Annotated in this window: 18 protein-coding genes; 6 read left to right on the plus strand and 12 right to left on the minus strand. The window is 62.7% G+C overall.

The features are described from left to right. Nucleotides 1–117: 117 nt before the first annotated feature. Nucleotides 118–1,038 carry a sugar kinase gene (locus ACTIFE_RS16430; RefSeq protein WP_439530248.1) on the minus strand — a complete coding sequence of 307 codons (921 nt, stop codon included), beginning with the start codon at nt 1,036–1,038 and terminating at the stop codon, nt 118–120. A 209-nt stretch (nt 1,039–1,247) separates the two neighbouring features. Here ACTIFE_RS16430 and ACTIFE_RS16435 point away from each other — a divergent pair, with 209 nt between their 5' ends. Both ACTIFE_RS16435 and ACTIFE_RS16440 read left to right on the plus strand, forming a co-directional pair. Further along, nucleotides 1,248–2,048, plus strand: a complete 801-nt coding sequence (locus ACTIFE_RS16435) for an alpha/beta fold hydrolase (RefSeq protein WP_439530249.1) — start codon at nt 1,248–1,250, stop codon at nt 2,046–2,048. Nucleotides 2,049–2,059: 11 nt separating this feature from the next. Continuing rightward, nucleotides 2,060–3,073, plus strand: a complete 1,014-nt coding sequence (locus ACTIFE_RS16440; RefSeq protein WP_439530250.1) for a hypothetical protein — start codon at nt 2,060–2,062, stop codon at nt 3,071–3,073. Nucleotides 3,074–3,079: 6 nt separating this feature from the next. On the opposite strand, the gene ACTIFE_RS16445 is transcribed toward ACTIFE_RS16440, so the two are convergent. After that, entirely contained in the window at nt 3,080–4,267 is a 1,188-nt protein-coding gene (locus tag ACTIFE_RS16445) for an NAD(P)/FAD-dependent oxidoreductase (protein WP_439530251.1), read from the minus strand. A gap of 213 nt (nt 4,268–4,480) precedes the next feature. Next, nucleotides 4,481–6,505: a methyl-accepting chemotaxis protein gene (locus ACTIFE_RS16450; RefSeq protein ID WP_439530252.1), complete on the minus strand. Its 2,025-nt coding sequence runs from the start codon at nt 6,503–6,505 to the stop codon at nt 4,481–4,483. Nucleotides 6,506–6,675: 170 nt separating this feature from the next. On the opposite strand from ACTIFE_RS16450, the gene ACTIFE_RS16455 reads away from it, so the two are divergent. Further along, on the plus strand, nt 6,676–7,575 hold the full coding sequence (locus ACTIFE_RS16455) for a DMT family transporter (RefSeq protein ID WP_439530253.1): 900 nt from the start codon (nt 6,676–6,678) through the stop codon (nt 7,573–7,575). Here ACTIFE_RS16455 and ACTIFE_RS16460 read toward each other — a convergent pair. Then, entirely contained in the window at nt 7,529–8,416 is an 888-nt protein-coding gene (locus ACTIFE_RS16460) for a YihY/virulence factor BrkB family protein (RefSeq protein WP_439530254.1), read from the minus strand. The two genes, ACTIFE_RS16455 and ACTIFE_RS16460, sit on opposite strands and share 47 nt — an antisense overlap. A gap of 184 nt (nt 8,417–8,600) precedes the next feature. Here ACTIFE_RS16460 and ACTIFE_RS16465 point away from each other — a divergent pair, with 184 nt between their 5' ends. Beyond that, the gene (locus ACTIFE_RS16465; protein ID WP_439530255.1) at nt 8,601–10,298 is read left to right on the plus strand and encodes an acyl-CoA dehydrogenase family protein; all 1,698 of its coding nucleotides are present in this window, start codon (nt 8,601–8,603) and stop codon (nt 10,296–10,298) included. A gap of 64 nt (nt 10,299–10,362) precedes the next feature. Here the strand turns inward: ACTIFE_RS16465 and ACTIFE_RS16470 are convergent, their stop codons facing one another. The 4 genes from ACTIFE_RS16470 to ACTIFE_RS16485 all read right to left on the minus strand — a co-directional run bounded on the left by ACTIFE_RS16470 (nt 10,363) and on the right by ACTIFE_RS16485 (nt 14,003). Next, the gene (locus ACTIFE_RS16470) at nt 10,363–11,682 is read right to left on the minus strand and encodes a TRAP transporter large permease (protein ID WP_439530256.1); all 1,320 of its coding nucleotides are present in this window, start codon (nt 11,680–11,682) and stop codon (nt 10,363–10,365) included. 10 nt (nt 11,683–11,692) lie between these two features. Then, on the minus strand, nt 11,693–12,142 hold the full coding sequence (locus tag ACTIFE_RS16475) for a TRAP transporter small permease (RefSeq protein ID WP_439530257.1): 450 nt from the start codon (nt 12,140–12,142) through the stop codon (nt 11,693–11,695). A 63-nt stretch (nt 12,143–12,205) separates the two neighbouring features. Continuing rightward, on the minus strand, nt 12,206–13,240 hold the full coding sequence (locus ACTIFE_RS16480; RefSeq protein ID WP_439530258.1) for a TRAP transporter substrate-binding protein: 1,035 nt from the start codon (nt 13,238–13,240) through the stop codon (nt 12,206–12,208). 145 nt (nt 13,241–13,385) lie between these two features. Then, nucleotides 13,386–14,003, minus strand: coding sequence for a TetR/AcrR family transcriptional regulator (locus ACTIFE_RS16485; protein ID WP_439530259.1), 618 nt, complete (start codon nt 14,001–14,003; stop codon nt 13,386–13,388). A 137-nt stretch (nt 14,004–14,140) separates the two neighbouring features. Here ACTIFE_RS16485 and ACTIFE_RS16490 point away from each other — a divergent pair, with 137 nt between their 5' ends. Beyond that, nucleotides 14,141–14,719 (plus strand): NAD(P)H-dependent oxidoreductase, encoded by a 579-nt coding sequence (locus ACTIFE_RS16490; protein ID WP_439530260.1) that lies wholly within the window; start codon nt 14,141–14,143, stop codon nt 14,717–14,719. Between the two features lie 94 nt (nt 14,720–14,813). After that, entirely contained in the window at nt 14,814–15,203 is a 390-nt protein-coding gene (locus ACTIFE_RS16495) for a YkvA family protein (protein WP_439530261.1), read from the plus strand. A gap of 8 nt (nt 15,204–15,211) precedes the next feature. On the opposite strand, the gene ACTIFE_RS16500 is transcribed toward ACTIFE_RS16495, so the two are convergent. The 4 genes from ACTIFE_RS16500 to ACTIFE_RS16515 all read right to left on the minus strand — a co-directional run bounded on the left by ACTIFE_RS16500 (nt 15,212) and on the right by ACTIFE_RS16515 (nt 18,292). Then, nucleotides 15,212–15,664, minus strand: a complete 453-nt coding sequence (locus ACTIFE_RS16500) for a translation initiation factor IF-3 (RefSeq protein WP_439530262.1) — start codon at nt 15,662–15,664, stop codon at nt 15,212–15,214. 48 nt (nt 15,665–15,712) lie between these two features. After that, a complete protein-coding gene (gene thpR / locus ACTIFE_RS16505) occupies nt 15,713–16,249 on the minus strand; it encodes an RNA 2',3'-cyclic phosphodiesterase (RefSeq protein WP_439530263.1) in 537 nt (178 codons plus the stop codon). Nucleotides 16,250–16,493: 244 nt separating this feature from the next. Continuing rightward, a complete protein-coding gene (locus tag ACTIFE_RS16510) occupies nt 16,494–17,546 on the minus strand; it encodes an aldo/keto reductase (RefSeq protein ID WP_439530264.1) in 1,053 nt (350 codons plus the stop codon). A 92-nt stretch (nt 17,547–17,638) separates the two neighbouring features. After that, nucleotides 17,639–18,292: an arylesterase gene (locus ACTIFE_RS16515; protein WP_439530265.1), complete on the minus strand. Its 654-nt coding sequence runs from the start codon at nt 18,290–18,292 to the stop codon at nt 17,639–17,641. Nucleotides 18,293–18,343 lie beyond the last annotated feature (51 nt).

Raw genomic sequence — 18,343 nt, forward strand, 5'->3', positions numbered from 1 at the left:
CCGGATGACCCGGCAGACAGGCTTTCGGCCACCATGCCGATTTTTACGACGGCCTGACCTGTCCAAAGGTTTTCCAATTTTATGGTGAACAAAGCATTACGTTTCGTCAATCATGGCTCACGCCCGCAGGAATGCCTCGACATCGGTCCGGCGCGGCAGCGGTGCAACGGCGCCATACCCAGTCACTGACAGTGCTGCTGCCGCATTCGCATAACGTGCGGCAGCAAAGGCATCGCCGGTCCGCAGGAATTCCGCCAGGAAGGCGCCATCGAAAGCGTCCCCGGCTCCGGTGGCATCGACAGCATCGACCGTGTGCGAGGCAATGTGTTCCCTCCGCTCTGCCGTGGCAACCAGAACCCCGTCGCGCCCCATGGTCAGCGCAACGATCCTGGCGCCCAGTCCGAGGAACTCGTCGATGATCCCGTCGGCATCCTGCGCCCCGCACAGTTTTTGTGCGTCGTCCAGCCCAGGCAGAACGATATCACTGAGACCGATGGTGGCACGGATGACCGCTCGGGCCCGCGGCAGCGGCCAGAGGGCAAGCCGCAGATTGGTGTCGTAACAGACCAGCCGGCCGGCGGCACGGGCAGCCTCGACTGCTGCAAACGAAGCATCACAGGCTGATGGCGAGATTGCCTGGCTGATCGCGGAGAAATGCAGAACCTTCGCGCCGGTGATGAGATCCAGCGGCAAGCTGCGCGGGCTCATCCGGCTGGCTGCCGAGCCGGCGCGGCGGTAGGAAAAGCTGTGCCCATCCGGTCCGTGGCTGACAAAATACAGCCCGGTTGACGCCTCCGGATCCGACGCAACTTCCGAGTGGTCGATGCCCTCCGCCGTCCACATGGCGCGCAGGCTGTCACCAAACACATCGGCACCAAGGGCAGTCGCCATGGCGACCTTGAGCCCCTGGCGGGCCGCCGCGACGGCGGTGTTGGAGACATCGCCGCCGAAGCCGGGATGATAGGGCCCACCGGCGATATGCTGGTTGAGTTCCACCATGGGCTCGCCAAGGCAAACGAGATCGGTCGCAGCGGTCATGTGCAGGTCCTGAGCAGGGCTAAACGATCATCATCATCGACCGAAAGGGCGCGACGACAGAATTTAAATCGATTTAGTGCAGTCCGGCCGCACTGTCCATCCGTCCTTTTGCCGGTCGGGAAGTCCGGTCTGCACATGCGGGCGTGGCTTTTCTTTGCTCGGCACGGCAGCTATCAGTGTGACCACCTGAATGCGACAAGGACCCCGCCATGTCCAGCCCTGCCACGCCTCTCGTTCCTGCAGCCAATACCCATCTGCCCTATCAAGAGCAGGGCGACGGGTCCGGAGCACCCATCGTTCTGTTGCACGGCTTCGGCGGCGATCACCAGACCTGGCTGAACATCCAGACCGGGCTGTCGCCGCGCCGGCGCACCATCGCCTTCGATCTGCCCGGTCACGGCAAGGCGCTCGCCTGGCCACGGATCGGCAATGCCGGCGTCTCCGCCAAGGCAGTGGTGCAGTCGCTGGAGGCAATGAACCTCGCCCCCGTGCATCTGGTTGGCCACTCCATGGGCGGCGCAGTGGCCGCGCTGGTTGCCCTGCGCGCGCCGGAGAGCGTGGCGAGCCTGACCCTGCTGGCACCAGGCGGCTTTGGCCGCGAGATCAATTACAAACTGCTGCGCCGCTACGCCCAGACCGCCAACGAGGCGGAGCTGGAACCCTTGCTGGAGCAGTTTTTCGGCTATGGCTTCCGCATGCCGCGCCTGTTCGCCCGTCATGCGGCGGAACTGCGCCAGAAGCCGGGCGCCATCGAGGCCCTGACCACCATCGTCGAGGAAATCCTTGATGGCGATGGGCAAAAGACCATCGAAAAGGCAGCGCTTGCCGATCTCGGCATGCCGGTGAAGCTGATCTGGGGCCGGCAGGACCGCGTGCTGCCGGTGCATCAGGCCGGCGATCTGCCGGGCACCGTCGCCTGCCACCTGTTCGATGGCATGGGCCACATGCCGCATCTGGAAAACCCGCAGGCGGTAATCCGGCTCATTCTCGAAGCCAGTGCGGCGCGGTAAGGGCAACGACCATGAGCAGCCGATCCGCCCTGCCCGTGCCCACCGTTCCGGGCTGGCACACGACACCGGTCGAGCCACTTCGGCCAACAGGACCGCTCGACGCCATCGTCACGGCGGTCTCTGGCTACCGCCCGGCCGACATGGCGGTCTGGTTCAACTCACTGAAAGCAACCGGGTTCACCGGGCGGGTTTTCGTGGTCGCCTATGACGTCGACGCCGAGCTGGTGCGCTGGATGGAAGCGCAGGGCGCCGTCGTCTTCACCTATCGCCAGGACGGGACGCGCTACCGCTACAGCCAGCTCGACGAGGAACTCGCCGATCATCTTGACGGCCGCAAGCTCAGGGTCGACAGCCGCTGGACCTGGACGCGCCGCATCCTGCGGTTCAGGGACAAGATCCACGACCGCCGCTTCTTCCACTCGAGCGAGCTTCTGCGCGATCATGCGGCGCGCACGGGCGAGACGTTCCGTTTCCTTGCCTTCTCCGACGCCCGCGATGTGGCGTTCCAGGGCAACCCGTTCGACTGGATCGCCGCCAACCTGCCGGCGGACAAGGACCTGATTGCCTCCGTGGAAGGCATCACCCACGCAGACCCGTGGAACCACCGCATGACGATCAAGGCCTTCGGCAAGCATGCGCTGCGCCGTGTCGCGGGCAAGCCGGTGATCTGCTGCGGCTTCTTCGCCGGCCGGTTCGAGGCCATGCTGGAGCTGATGCTGGCGAACTATTATTTCGACCAGAGCAAGCGCATCGGCGACCAGATCGCCTTCAACCAACTCCTGTCCTTCGGCGCGTTCGGCCGGATCACGCTGCTGACCGACTGGCAGCAGCCGTGGACCCTGCACGCCTGCACGCTGATGGAACCGTCGAAAAGCCCCGGCGCCTTTGCCGATCCGGCGACGCTGCCGCGTTTTGAGGATGGCATGGTCCTGACCCGCGCCGGCGAGCCCTTCGCCGTGATCCATCACTATGACCGGGCCCCGGCGGTCGAGGCCCGGTTCAAGTCGCTCTACGGCACGCCGTAGTCCGCCTCAGGCGGCGGCTGGCAGGAGATCCGCCCGCCAGACTTCGCCGATCGCCTTGCGGGCCATCATGTGCGAGCGCGGCGAATTGATGCTGTCGACGGCGATGAGCCGACCCTGCCGCAGATAGGCGACATAGAACTTGTCTTCGGCCGGCTCGCCAACGGTGATCACTTCATCATAGCCGTCCGACAGGCCGGCGATCTGCAGCTTGATATGGTACTGGTCCGACCAGAACCACGGCAACGGATCGTAATCCACCTCGTTCCCAAGGATCGACTGGGCCACGACTTTTGCCTGGTCGATGGCATTCTGCACGCTCTCAAGCCGCACCGAGCGGTCGTAGCGCGGCAGGAAGAAACGGGTGCAGTCCCCGGCCGCATAGATGTCCGGATCGCTGGTTTGCCCGCCGCCATCGACGAGGATGCCATTGTCGGTTTCCAGACCGGCGGCGACAGCCAGATCATCATTCGGCTCGGCGCCAACGGCCATAAGCACAAGACCGGCCGGTACAACGGACCCGTCCGCGAGGCGAACACCGGTGACATGGCCTTCTCCCTCAATGGCCGCCAGCCCTGTGCCAAGGCGCAGGTCCACGCCCTTGGCGGCATGCAGTGCCTCGTAAAACGCCGAGACTGCGGGAGAAACAACACGTTTCAGGACTCGGTCCTGCGCTTCGATGACCGTGACGGCCTTGCCCATCGCCCTGGCAACCGCTGCAACCTCGAGCCCGATATAGCCCGCGCCGATCACGGCAAGGCTGTCCTGTGCGGCAAGTCCGTCCCGGATCCGGTCGACGTCTGCGATGGAGCGCAAGGTCAGGACGCCGCCCAGGTCCACGCCCGGAAGAGGAATGCGCCGCGCCCGGGTGCCCGTCGCCAGCACCAGCTTGCCATAGGGGATGGGCTCGCCAGTCGCCAGCATCACCTCATGCCGGGCCGGATCAATCCGCGCAACAGGCGCGCCGGTCAGAAGCTCCACGGACTGGGTCTCGTAAAACGCCGAAGGCCGCAGCCAGAGACCTTCGGCATCCGTTTCGCCGGCGAGAAATTTCTTCGACAGTGGCGGCCGCTGGTAGGGCGGGTGAACCTCCTCGCCGATCAGGCGAATCGATCCGGCATAGCCACCCTGGCGCAGGGATTGGGCAACCTGGGCACCAGCCTGGCCGGCACCAACGATGACGATATTGTCCTGCATGGCCACTCCTGTCATGGGCACGAATTGGAGCATCTCCGACGGGCGAAGCGGCAAAGGGATACCGGAGCCTTGCGAACAAGGCAAAGGGCATCAGATGCCTATTCAGCGGGTCAAGAAACACACTGCGCGCGGACAAGGCGCTTCAACAGCATGAAAAACGGCGCGCGACCCTTGGCCGCGCGCCGATTGAAAGACCGACAAGGGACCGTGATGTCAGGCAGCCCGCACGCCTTCGAGGAAACCACGAACTTCACGGCGCAACAGGCTGGCCTGTTCGGAGAGAACCTTCGACAGGCGGTCGACCTCGTCGCCGGATGCCCTTGCATGGCTCGTTGCTGCAACCACCGAATCCATCCGGTTCGCACCTTCCTCGGAGCGATGCGACGCGTCGGCAACGTTGCGTGAAATGCCCGACACCGCACGGTCCTGCTGCTCGACGGCCTGGGCAACGGCAGAGGCCAGCCCATCCATGTCAGCAATGATGTCACGCACTTCCGAGATGGCCGACACAGCCCCTGCGGATGCGCTCTGGATGGCATCAACCTGCTTGGCGATGTCTTCGGTTGCCTTGGCAGTCTGGTCAGCCAGTTGCTTGACTTCGGCCGCCACGACCGCAAAGCCTTTGCCGGCCTCGCCAGCCCGGGCCGCCTCGATCGTGGCGTTGAGCGCCAGCAGGTTGGTCTGGTTGGCAATGTCGCGGATCAGGCTCATGACAGCTCCGATCCGGTCGGCCGCATTCGACAGCTCCTGCATGGTCGAGAACGTGCTGTCGGCGCCGGCCACCGCGCGTTTCGCCACCTGGGTCGAACGGCCAGCCTGCGAGGCGATTTCCTTGATTGAACTTGCCAGTTCCTCGGTTGCCCCGGACGCCGAAGTCACGTTCTGGGCCGCAACACGGACGCTGTTTCCGGCCTGATCGGCCAGCTCGGCCACTTCATCCGACGCCGATTCCACCGCGCTGGACGCATTGCCGAGGTCAGTCGATGCCCTGTCGAGACTGTCGAGCGAGCGCTGCACGGCCGCTTCGAAGTTGGAAATGATCGTTTCAAGCCGGGCGACGCGGGCGTCGCGCCCTTCGTTTTCGCGCGCCTGTTCCGCCGCCAGACGGTTACGCTCGGCCGCATTGTCCCGGAACACCCGAACTGTGCGGACCATGGCCGAGATTTCATCACGGCCATTGGCTTGCGGAAGATCGATGTCCGTCTGGCCAGACGCCAGGATTTCCATCGACCCCTGCAACCTTGCGAGCGGCCCGGAGATCGACCGGCCGATCATGATCGCAAGCGCCGAAAGGATGATGACCAGGCCACCAATTGCCCCAAGGACGACCTTGGCTGACAAGGAGCGGATAGATGCCAGCTCTTTCTGCGCCTCCATGTCCCCTGCGCTTGCAGCTGCGAGCAAGGCATCAATATGTGGCGGCAGCAGATTGAAAAGATCATCGGCCAGCGTGATCTTGGTCACGCGCGTCGCGAGCGCTGCGGCGTACTGGTCAAAGGCAGCCTTGTAGGCCGTCATGCTGGCTTCGATCTCGGCCTTGATTTCGTTCGGAATATAGACGCGCCCAATGAGCTTCTGAAAAGCAGCGAAGGACTTGTTGAAGGCCTCAAGCGTTTCCGGACTGCCGCCGGACTGGGTGAACCGGCTCTCGGCAAGCTGCACATCCATGACTGTCCGCGCCAGCTTTTCGAAGTCGGAAGCGCCACCGAACTTGAGTTCGTCATCGATACGGCCTTTTGCCTTGCCCGACAGGGCGCTGAGCTGGGCACGCAGGCCCGAGGCAGTGTCGAAGCCGATCTCAGACTGGACGGCATGCAACTCGTTGAAAGAGCCAACGATGCCGTCGAGCGTATCCGCTATGTCCCCGGTCTCGGCCGTCAGGGACTGAGCGGCCGGCATTTGCCGGACGACTTGCAGGATTTTCACCGTATCCGCATGTCCGGCCAGCAATGCCTGGTGCAGACTGTCCGAAGGCTCAACCAGATAGGCCTTTTCTAGCAGCCGGAGATGATCGGCAGCCTTCAGCAACTGATAGGTCTCGCGGGACAGTTCCGCGTTGCTTTCCGAAGCTCGGAACGCACCGTCCACACTCGCCTGGCTCCACCAGAACACGGAGGCAACCGCGATCAGCCCAAGTGTCGAAATCAGGCTGAGAACAACAATTCGGAACCGGACCGTCATGCCTGCGAGAAGACCATTGCCTGCGGGCGAGGAATGGGATTGCAAAGCTTTGCTCATTGGGCGAAACCCTACTGGCCTGTCCGTTCTGGCAGGCAAACACCTTTCCCAGACCATGGCGCCAGAGCGGTTAACAGCGGCTCAACACGCTACGGCAATTTCAAGTCCTGAACCGCCCAAATTCTACTCACATTGGAGCCAATTCAGGCAGCACCTGGCGGAATGCATCGGTGAAAAAGCCAATTCTTGCAGCGATTGCCCCCGGCTTGTTTGTCCTCTTGTGGTCAACTGGCTTCATTGGTTCAAAACTCGGCGCGCCCTACGCTGATCCTTTTGTCTTTTTATCTTTGAGATACATTGCCGTCTTGCCTTTCCTGCTTCTGATTGCGGTGGCTGGCCGGTCGCGTTGGCCCGGCAACCCGCTGGCCATCACTCATTGCATCGTCACCGGCATGCTCGTTCACGGGATCTATCTCGGCGGTGTATTCTGGGCGATCGACCGCGGCATGCCGGCAGGTGCCAGCGCCCTGATGGTCGGGTTGCAGCCTGTCCTGACCGCGCTTGCCGCCGGCTGGTTGCTGAAGGAACGCATTGGTCCGCGTCACTGGGCCGGCATGGCCGTCGGCTCCGTCGGGCTGATCCTGATCCTTGGCCCGAAACTTGGCCTCGACGGCTCCGGTGTGACCATCGCGACTGTGTCCGCCCTTTTGGCGGCCGTCCTCGCCATGAGTCTCGGAACGGTCTACCAGAAGCGGTTTGTCCCTGTAACTGACCATGTCACGGCGACAGTCTGGCAATATGTCGGTGCATTGATCGTATCGCTGCCACTGACCCTTGGAGAGAGCTGGCAAGTCGAGTGGAGCCCGCAGTTCATTTTCGCCATGGTCTGGCTGGTGTTGGTGCTGTCGATCGGCGCGATATTGCTTCTGATGTATTTGATCCGCGCCGGTGCTGTGGCAGAAGTGGCCTCGTTATTCTATCTCGTGCCAGTGGCAACGACGATCGAGAGTTACTTCCTGTTTGGTGAAACGCTCGCGCTGATCCAGATTGCCGGCATGGGACTGGTGGTGGCGGCAATCCTGCTCATTCGCCGGAAGCCGGCACCCGTTCCGCCAGCCGACGCTGTCTGATCCGGCGTGCCCGCAGAAGCGAGGCGTTGAGTTCGCCGCCAGCGAGCAGGGCAAGGGCGACGATATAAAGGAACACGAGTGCAGTCATGACGCCCGCCAATCCGGCATAGGTCGAGACATAATTGGCGTAGCTGGCAAGGTAATAGCCGAAGACTGCTCCCGACCCGATCCACAAGACGAGGGTCAGCAGGACCCCGGGCAGGATATCAACCAGCCGCCTTCGTCCCGCCGGCAGGACGAGATGCACGACCAAGAGCCCGACAACGCTCAACAGCCCGGCCACAACGTAGCGCGCGATATGCAGCCCATCGAACCAGGAGGCGAGGGCCGGCGCGTACCGCAAGGTCATGGCAATCACCAGCGGCGCCAGAACGATCAGGACCGTGAAGGCGATCAGGGCCACCGACCCCAGCACCACAACGACCAGCGCCTGCAACCGCAAGAGCAGGAAGTTTCGGGTTTCCACGATCCGGTAGGCGCGGTTGAGGGCGACCCGCACCGCGCTGACGCCATTGGAGGCGAACCAAAGGGCCGCGATCACGCCAAAGGTCAGAAGATCTCCACGCGGAACGGTCAGAACCTTGTTGATCTCGCGCGCCACGGGAGCGGCAACCGCATCCGGCCAGGCATCGAAGATCAGCTTCGACACCTCGGTCGCGGCCTCGCCGAAGCCCAGAAAGCCAGCCAGTGCAGCAATGAAAATAAGAAAGGGAAACAGCGCAAGCAGGGTCGAGAGGGCAACATGGCTTGCCATGGCCCAACCGTCATCCGTGTTGAAATGCCCGAAGGCATCGGCAAGGACCCGCAGGATCTCGCGCAAGGGGCCCTGAAAACTCGGCATCAGCATCATGCCTCCGGTGTCGCCCGAAGCCCTGGACGCGTCAACCCTTTCGCGCAACGCCCGCCAGCATAGCCGGCCGTCAGCCAAAAGACTTACATCCACTGCCCTCGACAAAGCGTAAGGTGCAACGCAACATGCTTGCCGGATTGCGACGCAGCAAACAACAAATGCAAAGGGAAAGCCCATGACGACAGCCCTGAACCTCGCCGGGGCCAAGGCCAGCGCCACGGAGAACCTCACCGACCTGACCGGGGATGCGGTCAACGCGATCAGTGCCCTGGTCGACAAGGCTATCCGCATTGTCCGGGGCAAGGTGAGCCTTGAGGGCAGGATCTCGTCCGAGCTGATGGACACCGAGCAACGCGCCACCCATGGGCTTGCGTGGTTCGCGACCTATGGCGAAGCCTTGCGGCAACTTGATGCCTACGCCGCGCGCCTGTCCAGCGAAGGTCGCTATGGTGAAATCGAGGCTCTGATCGTCCGTCTTGGCTTTGCCGAATACCTCGCCCAGATCTTTGGCGGCATCCCGATGAACCAGGGCGAGTTCGTTCGCCTTGCGGACCTTGGCCTGACGCCCCAGGACATCGCTTTGGCCCGCACCCCTGCCATTGACCAACTGATGACTGAGGGCAACACGCCAGCCCTTCGCGCCCGCCTTGCCGACCTGATCCGGCACCAGGCCGGCCGCTCGACCTTCGGCGACTGTGGTCTCGACGAAACGCTGGAACAGATCCGCGGCGAAATGCGCCGCTTCGCTGAAGACAAGGTGACGCCCTTCGCCCATGACTGGCATCTGAAGAATGACTACATCCCGCTGGATGTCATCGCCCAGATGGCCGAACTCGGTGTCTTCGGACTGACGATCCCGGAGGAATACGGCGGCCTCGGCCTCGGCAAGGAGAGCATGTGTGTCGTCTCGGAAGAGCTGTCGCGCGCCTATATCGGCGTCGGCTCGCTCGGCACCCGCTCCGAAATCGCCGGCGAGCTGATCCTGTGCGGCGGCACGGAAGAGCAGAAGCAGAAGTGGCTGCCGCTGATCGCCTCGGGCGAAATCCTACCGACGGCGGTCTTCACCGAACCCAACACCGGATCGGACCTCGCCTCCCTGCGCACCCGCGCGGTCAAGGAAGGGGATATCTGGAAGATCTCCGGTAACAAGACCTGGATCACCCATCCGGTACGCGCCGACATCATGACGCTGCTGGCCCGGACCAATCCGGACGAAGCGGGCTACAAGGGCCTGTCGATGTTCATCGCGGAAAAGCCGCGCGGCACCGACGAGGATCCGTTCCCGGCCGAGGGCATGTCCGGTGGCGAGATCGAGGTGCTGGGCTATCGCGGCATGAAGGAGTACGAGATCGCCTTCGACGGCTTCGAGGTGAAAGCTGAAAACCTGCTCGGCGGGGAAACCGGCCAGGGCTTCAAGCAGTTGATGCAGACCTTCGAGGGCGCCCGTATCCAGACAGCGGCCCGTGCCCTGGGTGTCGCCCAGGCAGCCCTCGACCTCGGGCTGCGCTACGCCGAGGAGCGTATCCAGTTCGGCAAGGAGCTGATCAATTTCCCGCGCGTTTCCGACAAGCTGGCGCTGATCACGGCCGAGCTGATGATCGCCCGCCAGCTCACCTATTTCTCCGCCTGGGAGAAGGATTCCGGCCGACGCTGTGATCTGGAAGCCGGAATGGCCAAGCTGCTGGGGGCCCGCGTCGCCTGGGCGGCCGCAGACAATGCGCTGCAGATCCACGGCGGCAACGGCTTCGCGCTGGAGTACCAGATCAGCCGCGTCCTGTGCGACGCCCGCATCCTCAACATCTTCGAAGGCGCTGCGGAAATTCAGGCCCAGGTCATCGCGCGCCGCCTGCTGGAGAGCCGCGCGCTCGACTGAGGCCCGCTTTACCCCCGCGCCAAGGCGCAACTCAGGCCGCCGCTGGACCCCAGCGGCGGCTTTTTCAGTTCATGGCCATGACCAGCCAGAGCGAAATCATTGGAACGCCAGTCAGCAGCGCCAGGCGCAGGATGTCCATGATCCAGAACGGAGTAACCCCCCGGAAGATCGTCTGCAGCGATACATCCTCGAGCACACTGCGCAGGACAAACACATTCAGCCCCACAGGCGGCGTGATCAGGCTGATCTCCGTGACAACCACCACCACGATGGCAAACCAGATCAACACCAGTTCGGGATCGGACAGGAGCCCGGGTCCAAAGTCGAGACCGGCAACCATCGGATAGAACACCGGGACCGTCAGCAGCACCATTGACAGGCTCTCCAGCACGCAGCCGAGCAGGAGATAGATCGCGATAATCGCCAGGATGACGAGCCAGGGACTGATATCGAGGCCCGAGACGAACTCGGCCAGCGCATCCGGCAAGCCGGCAAAGCTGATGAAATTGGTGAAAATCTCCGCTCCGATGATCAGCGCGAAGATCATCGCCGTCGCCCGGATGCTTTCGCCGATGGCCTCGAGCAGCGCTTTGCCGGTGAGATTTCCAAACAGCGCTGACAGCGGGATCGCCGCCCCGGCTCCAATGCCGGCCGCCTCGGTCGGCGTGAAGAACCCGCCGTAGATGCCGCCCATGATGATCGCAAAGAGCAGCAGCAAGGCCACAACCCCAAGCGCATCCCGGCGCGTCAGGGGCACTGGCTTGGAGCCCGACGGCGCCAGTTCCGGCTTGATCCAGACCGCCAGTTGAACAGCGAGCAGATAGAACACGAGGCCCATCACGCCGGGAACAACCCCGGCAACGAACAGTTTGCCGATGTCCGTTTCTGTCAACAGACCATAGATGATCAGGATCACGCTCGGCGGGATGAGGATGCCGAGCGTGCCGCCGGCGGCAATGGATCCGGCTGCAAGGCTGTCGGCATAGCCATACTGGCGCATGGACGGCATGGCCACCTTGGACATGGTGGCGGCCGTCGCAAGCGACGAGCCGCAGACGGCGGAAAAGCCGCCGCAAGCCAGGATCGAGGCCATCGCCAGGCCGCCCCGCATGCGTCCGGTGGCAAGGTTTGCTGCCGCGAACAGCCCATGGCTCACCCCGGATCGTGCCAGCACATTGCCCATGAAGATGAACAGCGGCACCACCGACAGCGAATAGGCAAGCCCGGCATCGAAGACCAGGGTGCCGGTCATCGACATGGAGGCGTCGAAGCCGCGCATCAGCGCAAAGCCCGCCATGCCCACCAGGGCCATGGCAAAGGCGACGGGGACACGCAGGAAGATGAGAGCAAGCAGAACGGCAAAGCCGATGAGAGAGGCTGTCATGGCAATTCCGTCAGGATTGATAGGGCAGGCGCAGACGCAACAGGCAGATCAGGCTGCTCACGGCGCAGGCGGCTGCCGCCAGATACCCGAGCGGCGCCAGCGGCAGGGACAAGGAGTCCGTGACCGCCCCGTCGTTTTGCAGGCTCACGGCATGCACAAACACACGCCAGGCAAACAGCCCGAGGACAAGACCGCAGAGGAGATCCGCAAGACGATGCATGAAGGCACGCAAGGGCTTGCCCGCAAACATCTCGACAAGGTCCACATCGACATGCTCCCGCCGGGCGGTGGTTACCGGCAGCGCGACAAAGATCAGAGCGGATAGAAGAACTTCCGTCAGCTCATAGGCACCGGCCAGAGGCCGGTTGAACCAGTAGCGCGCCACCACGTCGATGCAGGTGACCAGCGTCAGCGCAAGCAGCATTGCGCCGGCAGTCCCGGTCAGCACGAGTTCGAGCATGGCGGAAAAGGTCCGGCGCGAACGCCGGACCGCAGCAGATTGGTGAACCATTGGACGCCCGTTTTAGTAGGAAACGCCAGAGATCTGACGCATCTTCTCAAGCGCAGCCTTACCGTCAAGGCCCTGTTGGCTGACCTGAGCCGCCCAGGCGGCCTCATACTTGGCGGCACTTGCCTTGATGGCATCCATGACCGCCGCATTGGCCGAATGCAGTTCGATCTTGCTGGAAGCCAGCAGATCGGCCCCGCCGGCATCCGCTTCATCCCAGACCTTGCCGGCCCGTTCGGCAAAGGCCGGACCGGAGATGATCTCGATGGCCGCGCGGTCGGCGTCACTCAGGCTGTTCCACTTGGCTTCGTTGATCACGAGGAACCAGGAGGTGTTATAGATCCCGCCGGGAACCGCCATCGTGTAGGAAAGGTGATCGGAGAGCTTGAAGGCCTGCAGCGCTTCCATCGGGAAGGTCACGCCGTCGATGACACCGCGCGACAGCTTTTCATAGACTTCGCCCGGTCCCATGAACTGGGTGGTCACGCCCACGTCCTGCATCAGGTCGGCAATATATCCACCCGGCGTGCGCAGCTTCAGCCCCTTGAAGTCCTCGGGCTTCTCGATCTTGATCTTGTTGTTGTGGATCATGCCCGGACCATGCGCGAACACCGAGAGCAGCTTGGTGCCCTTGTGTTCGCCGGCCGCATCCAGATCCCCGGTGTAAACTTCCCAATAGGCCCGCGAGACGGTCACGGCATCATTGCCGAGGAACGAGAACTGGCCGACACGCGAGCGCAGGAAGCGATCGTCATTGGTGAAAGAATGCAGACCGTAGGTAATATCGGCCACGCCATCCTTGGCCATGTCGAAATGCGCCGGCGGCGCGCCGAGCGGCTTTGCAAGGACGCGGATCTTCACCCGGCCTTCAGTCGCCTGCTCGACCTCGGCAGCCCACGGCTTGATTGCATTTTCGACCAGCGGATGTTTTGGCGGCAGCCAGGACGACAGAACGAGTTCCGTTTCCGCATGCGCGGTGGCCATGCCGAACGCCATCGTCAGAACAGCGGAAATCAATCCCGCACGCAGGGTGTTCGCCTTCAGTCGCATGTGAATTCCCTCCCAGGCGCAAATTCGTTGCGCCTGTAACCTTTCAGGAAAGGCGCCGCGCGTCAAGGTGTCGCTGATCGGCCATTCGGTCAGAGATACTGTCGCACTGAAAAGCGGAAAAGCGTTCCACCTTCCATCACAGATCTTATGCAGCCCGTTCCAGCAAAGCTTCAAGCAAACCTTGCATCAAGGCAGACTGCTCAGCTGCAGTAGAGACGTGATACAAATTGTATCCAACACTTACATGATAATAAAAGGCAAGAACACCTTGAGTCAGTACGGCGATATCTGCTTCCGGCCTGAGAGCATTCCGGTCCGAGAGAATTGAAAGCCCCCGCATCACCTTTGCCTCCATACCGAAACAGGCATCGAGGAATTGCCGGGTATAGGGCCCGTCTTTCAACGTCGACTGGACCAGAAACAACCGCGCAAACTCCGGGTTCTCCCGGTAAAGCGCGAGCCAAGGCGCCAGCAATCGTGCCATTTCGATGCTGGCTGATTTCCTGGCCGGGTCCTGTGCCAGCGCCACTACCTCCGCCTCCATCGCCGCACTCAGGTTTTCAAGCTGCTCCAGGTGCAACGCGATCAACAGGCTGGCCTTGTCGGCGAAATGCGCAAAGACCGTTGCCTTGGCGACACCGGCCTCGCTTGCAATCACATCAACGCTGGTAGCATCAAACCCTTGCCCGATGATCAGGCGGCTGGCGGCCTCGAGGATCCGGCGCCGTGTCGCCAGTGTCCGTTGCTGCGGCTTTCCCGCCATTCGCTCTCCGTGGGGGCCCGCCCCACGCCTCTATTTATTGACCGCGGTCACAATATCATCTAGCAATCTTGACCACGGTCAATAAATGACAGCCCCCACTCCGGACCTGACCCGTCCGAGCAAACTGGAGATGAATTATGAGCAAACGGATCCTCGTATTGAGTGGTCATCCTGGAAACAGCAGTTTCACTGCCGCTCTTGCCGATGCCTATGCCGATGGGGCAAGGGCAAGCGGGCATGAGATCCGCGTCCTGAACCTTGGCGCCATGCAATTCGATCCCAACCTTGCTGAAGGCTACAACAGCATCCAGCCGCTCGAACCGGATCTCGTTGCCTTCCAGGACGCGCTGACCTGGTGCAATCATTTTGTCATCGCCCATCCGCTATGGTGGGGCATGATGCCGGCCAAGCTCAAGGGTCTCTTCGACCGCACGCTACTGCCAGGCTTTGCGTTCAAATACCAGGACAACAGCCCTTTCCCGGCCCAACTGCTGAAAGGCCGCAGTGCCGAGGTACTGGTGGCGGCTGACACGCCGGTCTGGTGGCTATATCTTGTGCTGCGCGCGGGTGGATACCGGGCCATGAAAAGCCAGATTCTGGGGTTCTGCGGCTTCAAACCGGTCCGCTTTCATACATTCGCGCCCTTGCGCGGTTCATCGCCTGAAAAGCGGCTAAGCTGGATGGAGAAGGCGCGCAGGCTCGGCGGGAAAATCTGAGGTCCGTTGCGAAGCCGGTACGGGTCTCCCATATGCTGCATCAAGATGCCGGACGGCAGGATCGCCGAACCGGGCAAAACCAGGAGGAACCGTCATGACCGCAGGCGTGAATGATATGGGCTTCGACCCGGAAATCCTTGGTCCGGACCTAGGCAGCGAGGAGCAGAAGATCCGCAGCCTGCGTCAGCGCCTGCTGGCGACGGCCAGGCGGGCTGCGCGGCAGGTGCCGTTCGTCGAGGATGTCATCGCCGGCTATTACTGCGCGATGGACCCGGCAACACCGGTCAAGGTGCGTGCAACGGTGCTGGCGGCACTTGCCTATTTCGTCCTGCCTTTTGACATGGTGCCCGATTTCATCGTCGGCATCGGCTTCGGCGATGACGCAACGATCCTGCTCGGCGCCCTGGCCATGGTCGGCACGCATATGCGGCCCGAACACCGGGAAGCCGCAAAAGCGGCGCTGAAGGACAAGCAGACGCTCTGACCAGCCTGTCAGGCACCCTGTCCGGGGCTATGCCAAGTCCCGGACAGGCGTCCTGCCACGAGCCAGTAAACCGCACCGGCAACGAACCCGGCGGCCAGAGCAATGGTTGTCCCGGGGCGCAGGCTCTCTGTGCTGCTTGCCAACGCGGCATCGCTTTCCCCAAGCCCCCAGATCGCGAAGGCAATCAGCCCGCCGATGGCGATGTGATAGACGGCGCTGCGCCAGCGAAAACTTTCCGCCAGCACGATGGCCAGACACGCCGGAACAAACGCCAGCGCCCCGATCAGCGCCGAGGAAACAAAGCCTGTCGCAATAACGGCAAAAGCCATTCCCGGCTCGCTGTCTGCGGTCAAGGACTGGAAGAAGCCCCAGGCGAGAAACACGCCCGCGCCGAGAAGGCCGAGAATGAACCCAAGTACGATCCGCACTGCCTGCAGGGCAAAACCCGAACCGCTTACCATCGCATCACACCCTGTTCGCTTCCGCATTGATGGCTGATGCATAGCCCGTCAGGCCGCGAGCGGAAAGGCCTCCTCGACCAGGTAGGGCCCGCCGCCGACGCTCGCGCGTGACGAGAACAGGACGAACCGGCCCGCCTTGAACGGCGGCGCCTGAAAGTCACCCCGCTCCATCAGCCAGCGCGCCACGTCCTCGTTGCTCGCCGTCTTGCAGCGGGCAATGGTGACATGCGGCATGTATTTGCGTCGCTCCGGTGCCAGGCCAAGCCGTTGCAGGATACGCTCCTGTTCGGCCTGCAGCTCGGCCAGCTGCGGCGTTGGCTGCACCCTGGCCCAGACGGCGTGCGGCTTGCCGTTGCCGAAAGACCCGAGCCCGCAGAGCCGGATCTCGACCGGATCGCGGCGCACGCGTGACAGCGCATCAGCCACCTCGTCCGCCGTGCGGTCGTCGATGTCGCCAATGAAACGCAGGGTAATGTGATAGTTTTCAGGATCGATCCAGCGGCTGCCTTTGAGGCCACCACGGAGCATGGACAGGTGTAGGCCTGTCTGGGCGGGCAGTTCAAGACCCGTAAACAAGCGCGGCATCGGGCGGATCCTCCGCTGTCGCTGACACGATCATTCAGTCCGCATCTTGCCGCAGTGCGCAAGAGAAATCGCAAGGGTTTGAAATCACGCCGACTTTCTTCGCCCAGTCCCTGCAGGATCCCAAAATCACGAAAGGCCGACGTCAAATTGATTCGGCTCTTGCCGTGAGGCAGCAGATCCCGAAGCGGCAGGAAGGCAGCCCAGCCCGGTTGACGGGACGAGGGCTGCCGACTGGCGCAATGGCTTATGGACAGGGATTGCCGTGCAACTGGTGCAACGCGTCGATCCGGGCCAAGACATCTTCGGGCAGCGACAAATCCGCCGCTCCAAGCGCCACGTCCAGCTGTGCCATGCTGGTCGCGCCGATGATGACGCTGGTCATGAAGCTGCGCGACAGAGCAAAGGCAATTGCCATCTGGGAGGGATCGAGGCCAGCGTCCCGGGCAAGATCGACATAGGCATTGATCGCGGCTTCACCGCCCGGCTTCTCATACCGCTGCAGCCGGTTGAACAGGGCCTTGCGTGATCCTGCCGGCAAGGCACCATCGCGGTATTTGCCGGTGAGATAGCCCTGCCCCAGTGCGGAATAGGCCAGAAGCCCGACATCCTCGCGCAAGGCAACCTCCGCCAGTCCACTTTCAAAGGTACGGTTGACGAGGTTATAGGCGTTCTGAATCGACACGACGCGGGACAGACCGTGCAGTTCCGCCGCCCGCAGATAGGACATCGTCCCCCAGGGGCTCTCGTTTGACAGCCCGAGATGGCGGACCTTGCCCGCCTTGACCAGCCCCGTCAGCGCCTCCAGCGTCTCCTCGATCGGCGTCTCATCGGCAACCGGTTCCGGATCAGCCCAGCGGGTCGGATTGGAGCCGAACCCGGACACGTTCCGATCCGGCCAGTGGACCTGGTAGAGGTCGATGTAATCGGTCTGCAGATTGATCAGGCTGCGATCGACCGCCTCGTTGATCTGGCGTGCAGTCAGCCGGCCTTCCGAGCCATCCTTGCGGAAATGCGTCATCTCGGAACGACCCACCACCTTGGTCGCAACGATCACCTGGTCGCGCAGGCCCCGCGCCTTAAGCCAGGTGCCAATGATGCGCTCGGTGCGCCCTTGCGTCTCGGGGCGCGGCGGAATCGGGTAAAGCTCGGCAGCATCGAGGAAATTGACGCCGGCAGCAAAGGCACGGTCAAGCTGGGCATGACCCTCCGCTTCGGTGTTCTGCTCGCCGAAGGTCATGGTTCCAAGGCAGATTTTGCTGACCGCAACATCCGTGCGACCGAGACGGCGAAGATCCATCGGTGTGTCCTGATCAGGTCTGGAAAGAGGGCGGGCAGATCCAGTCGGTCGGAACATGCGCGCGGGAGAAGGAAGGGAAGCGGACCGGCGGCTTACCGGGTCCGCGCGATCAACTCCTCGACAAGCGGTAGCATACGGGCAACGATCACCGAAACCCCCTCACCGGTCGGATGCATGCCGTCCGCAAGATTGAGTTTCGGATCCATGGCGACCCCATCGAGGAAAAACGGATACAGCAGCGCACCATGAGCTGCGGCGATCTCGGGGAAGATCGGGTCAAAACCGCTGGCATACTCCTCGCCCAGATTGCGTGGTGCCAGCATGCCGGCAACCAGAACCTTTACACCGCGCGACGTCAGCCGCGCGACAATGGCCTCGAGGTTGGCCCGCGTGGCGACCGGATCGATCCCCCGCAGGGCATCATTTGCCCCCAGTTCGACGATCACCGCATCCGCCGTCGGCGGCACGGACCAGTCGAGACGGGACAGCCCGCCGGAGGACGTATCACCTGAAACTCCGGCATTCATCACGGAAATGTTATAGCCCTTTTCGCGCAGGGCCTGCTCCAGCTGGCTTGGAAACGCTTCATTCGGCGGCAGCAGATAGCCGGCCGAAAGACTGTCGCCGAGAACCACGATTTCCACGGCTTCGCCGCCGCCGGCGGCGGGCGCGCCGCTTTGGGCAAAGGCTGCGGACGGCAGGAAAGCCGTCGCCGCTGTCACAATCAGATACAAGAACAAACGCATGGCGGTCTGGATCGCTCCCTGATTTGGCCCCATATGCTGGCGCACGATGCC

Origin of the sequence: Pannonibacter sp. (genome assembly GCF_051860505.1) — a bacterium.
Classification (GTDB): Bacteria; Pseudomonadota; Alphaproteobacteria; order Rhizobiales; family Stappiaceae; genus Pannonibacter.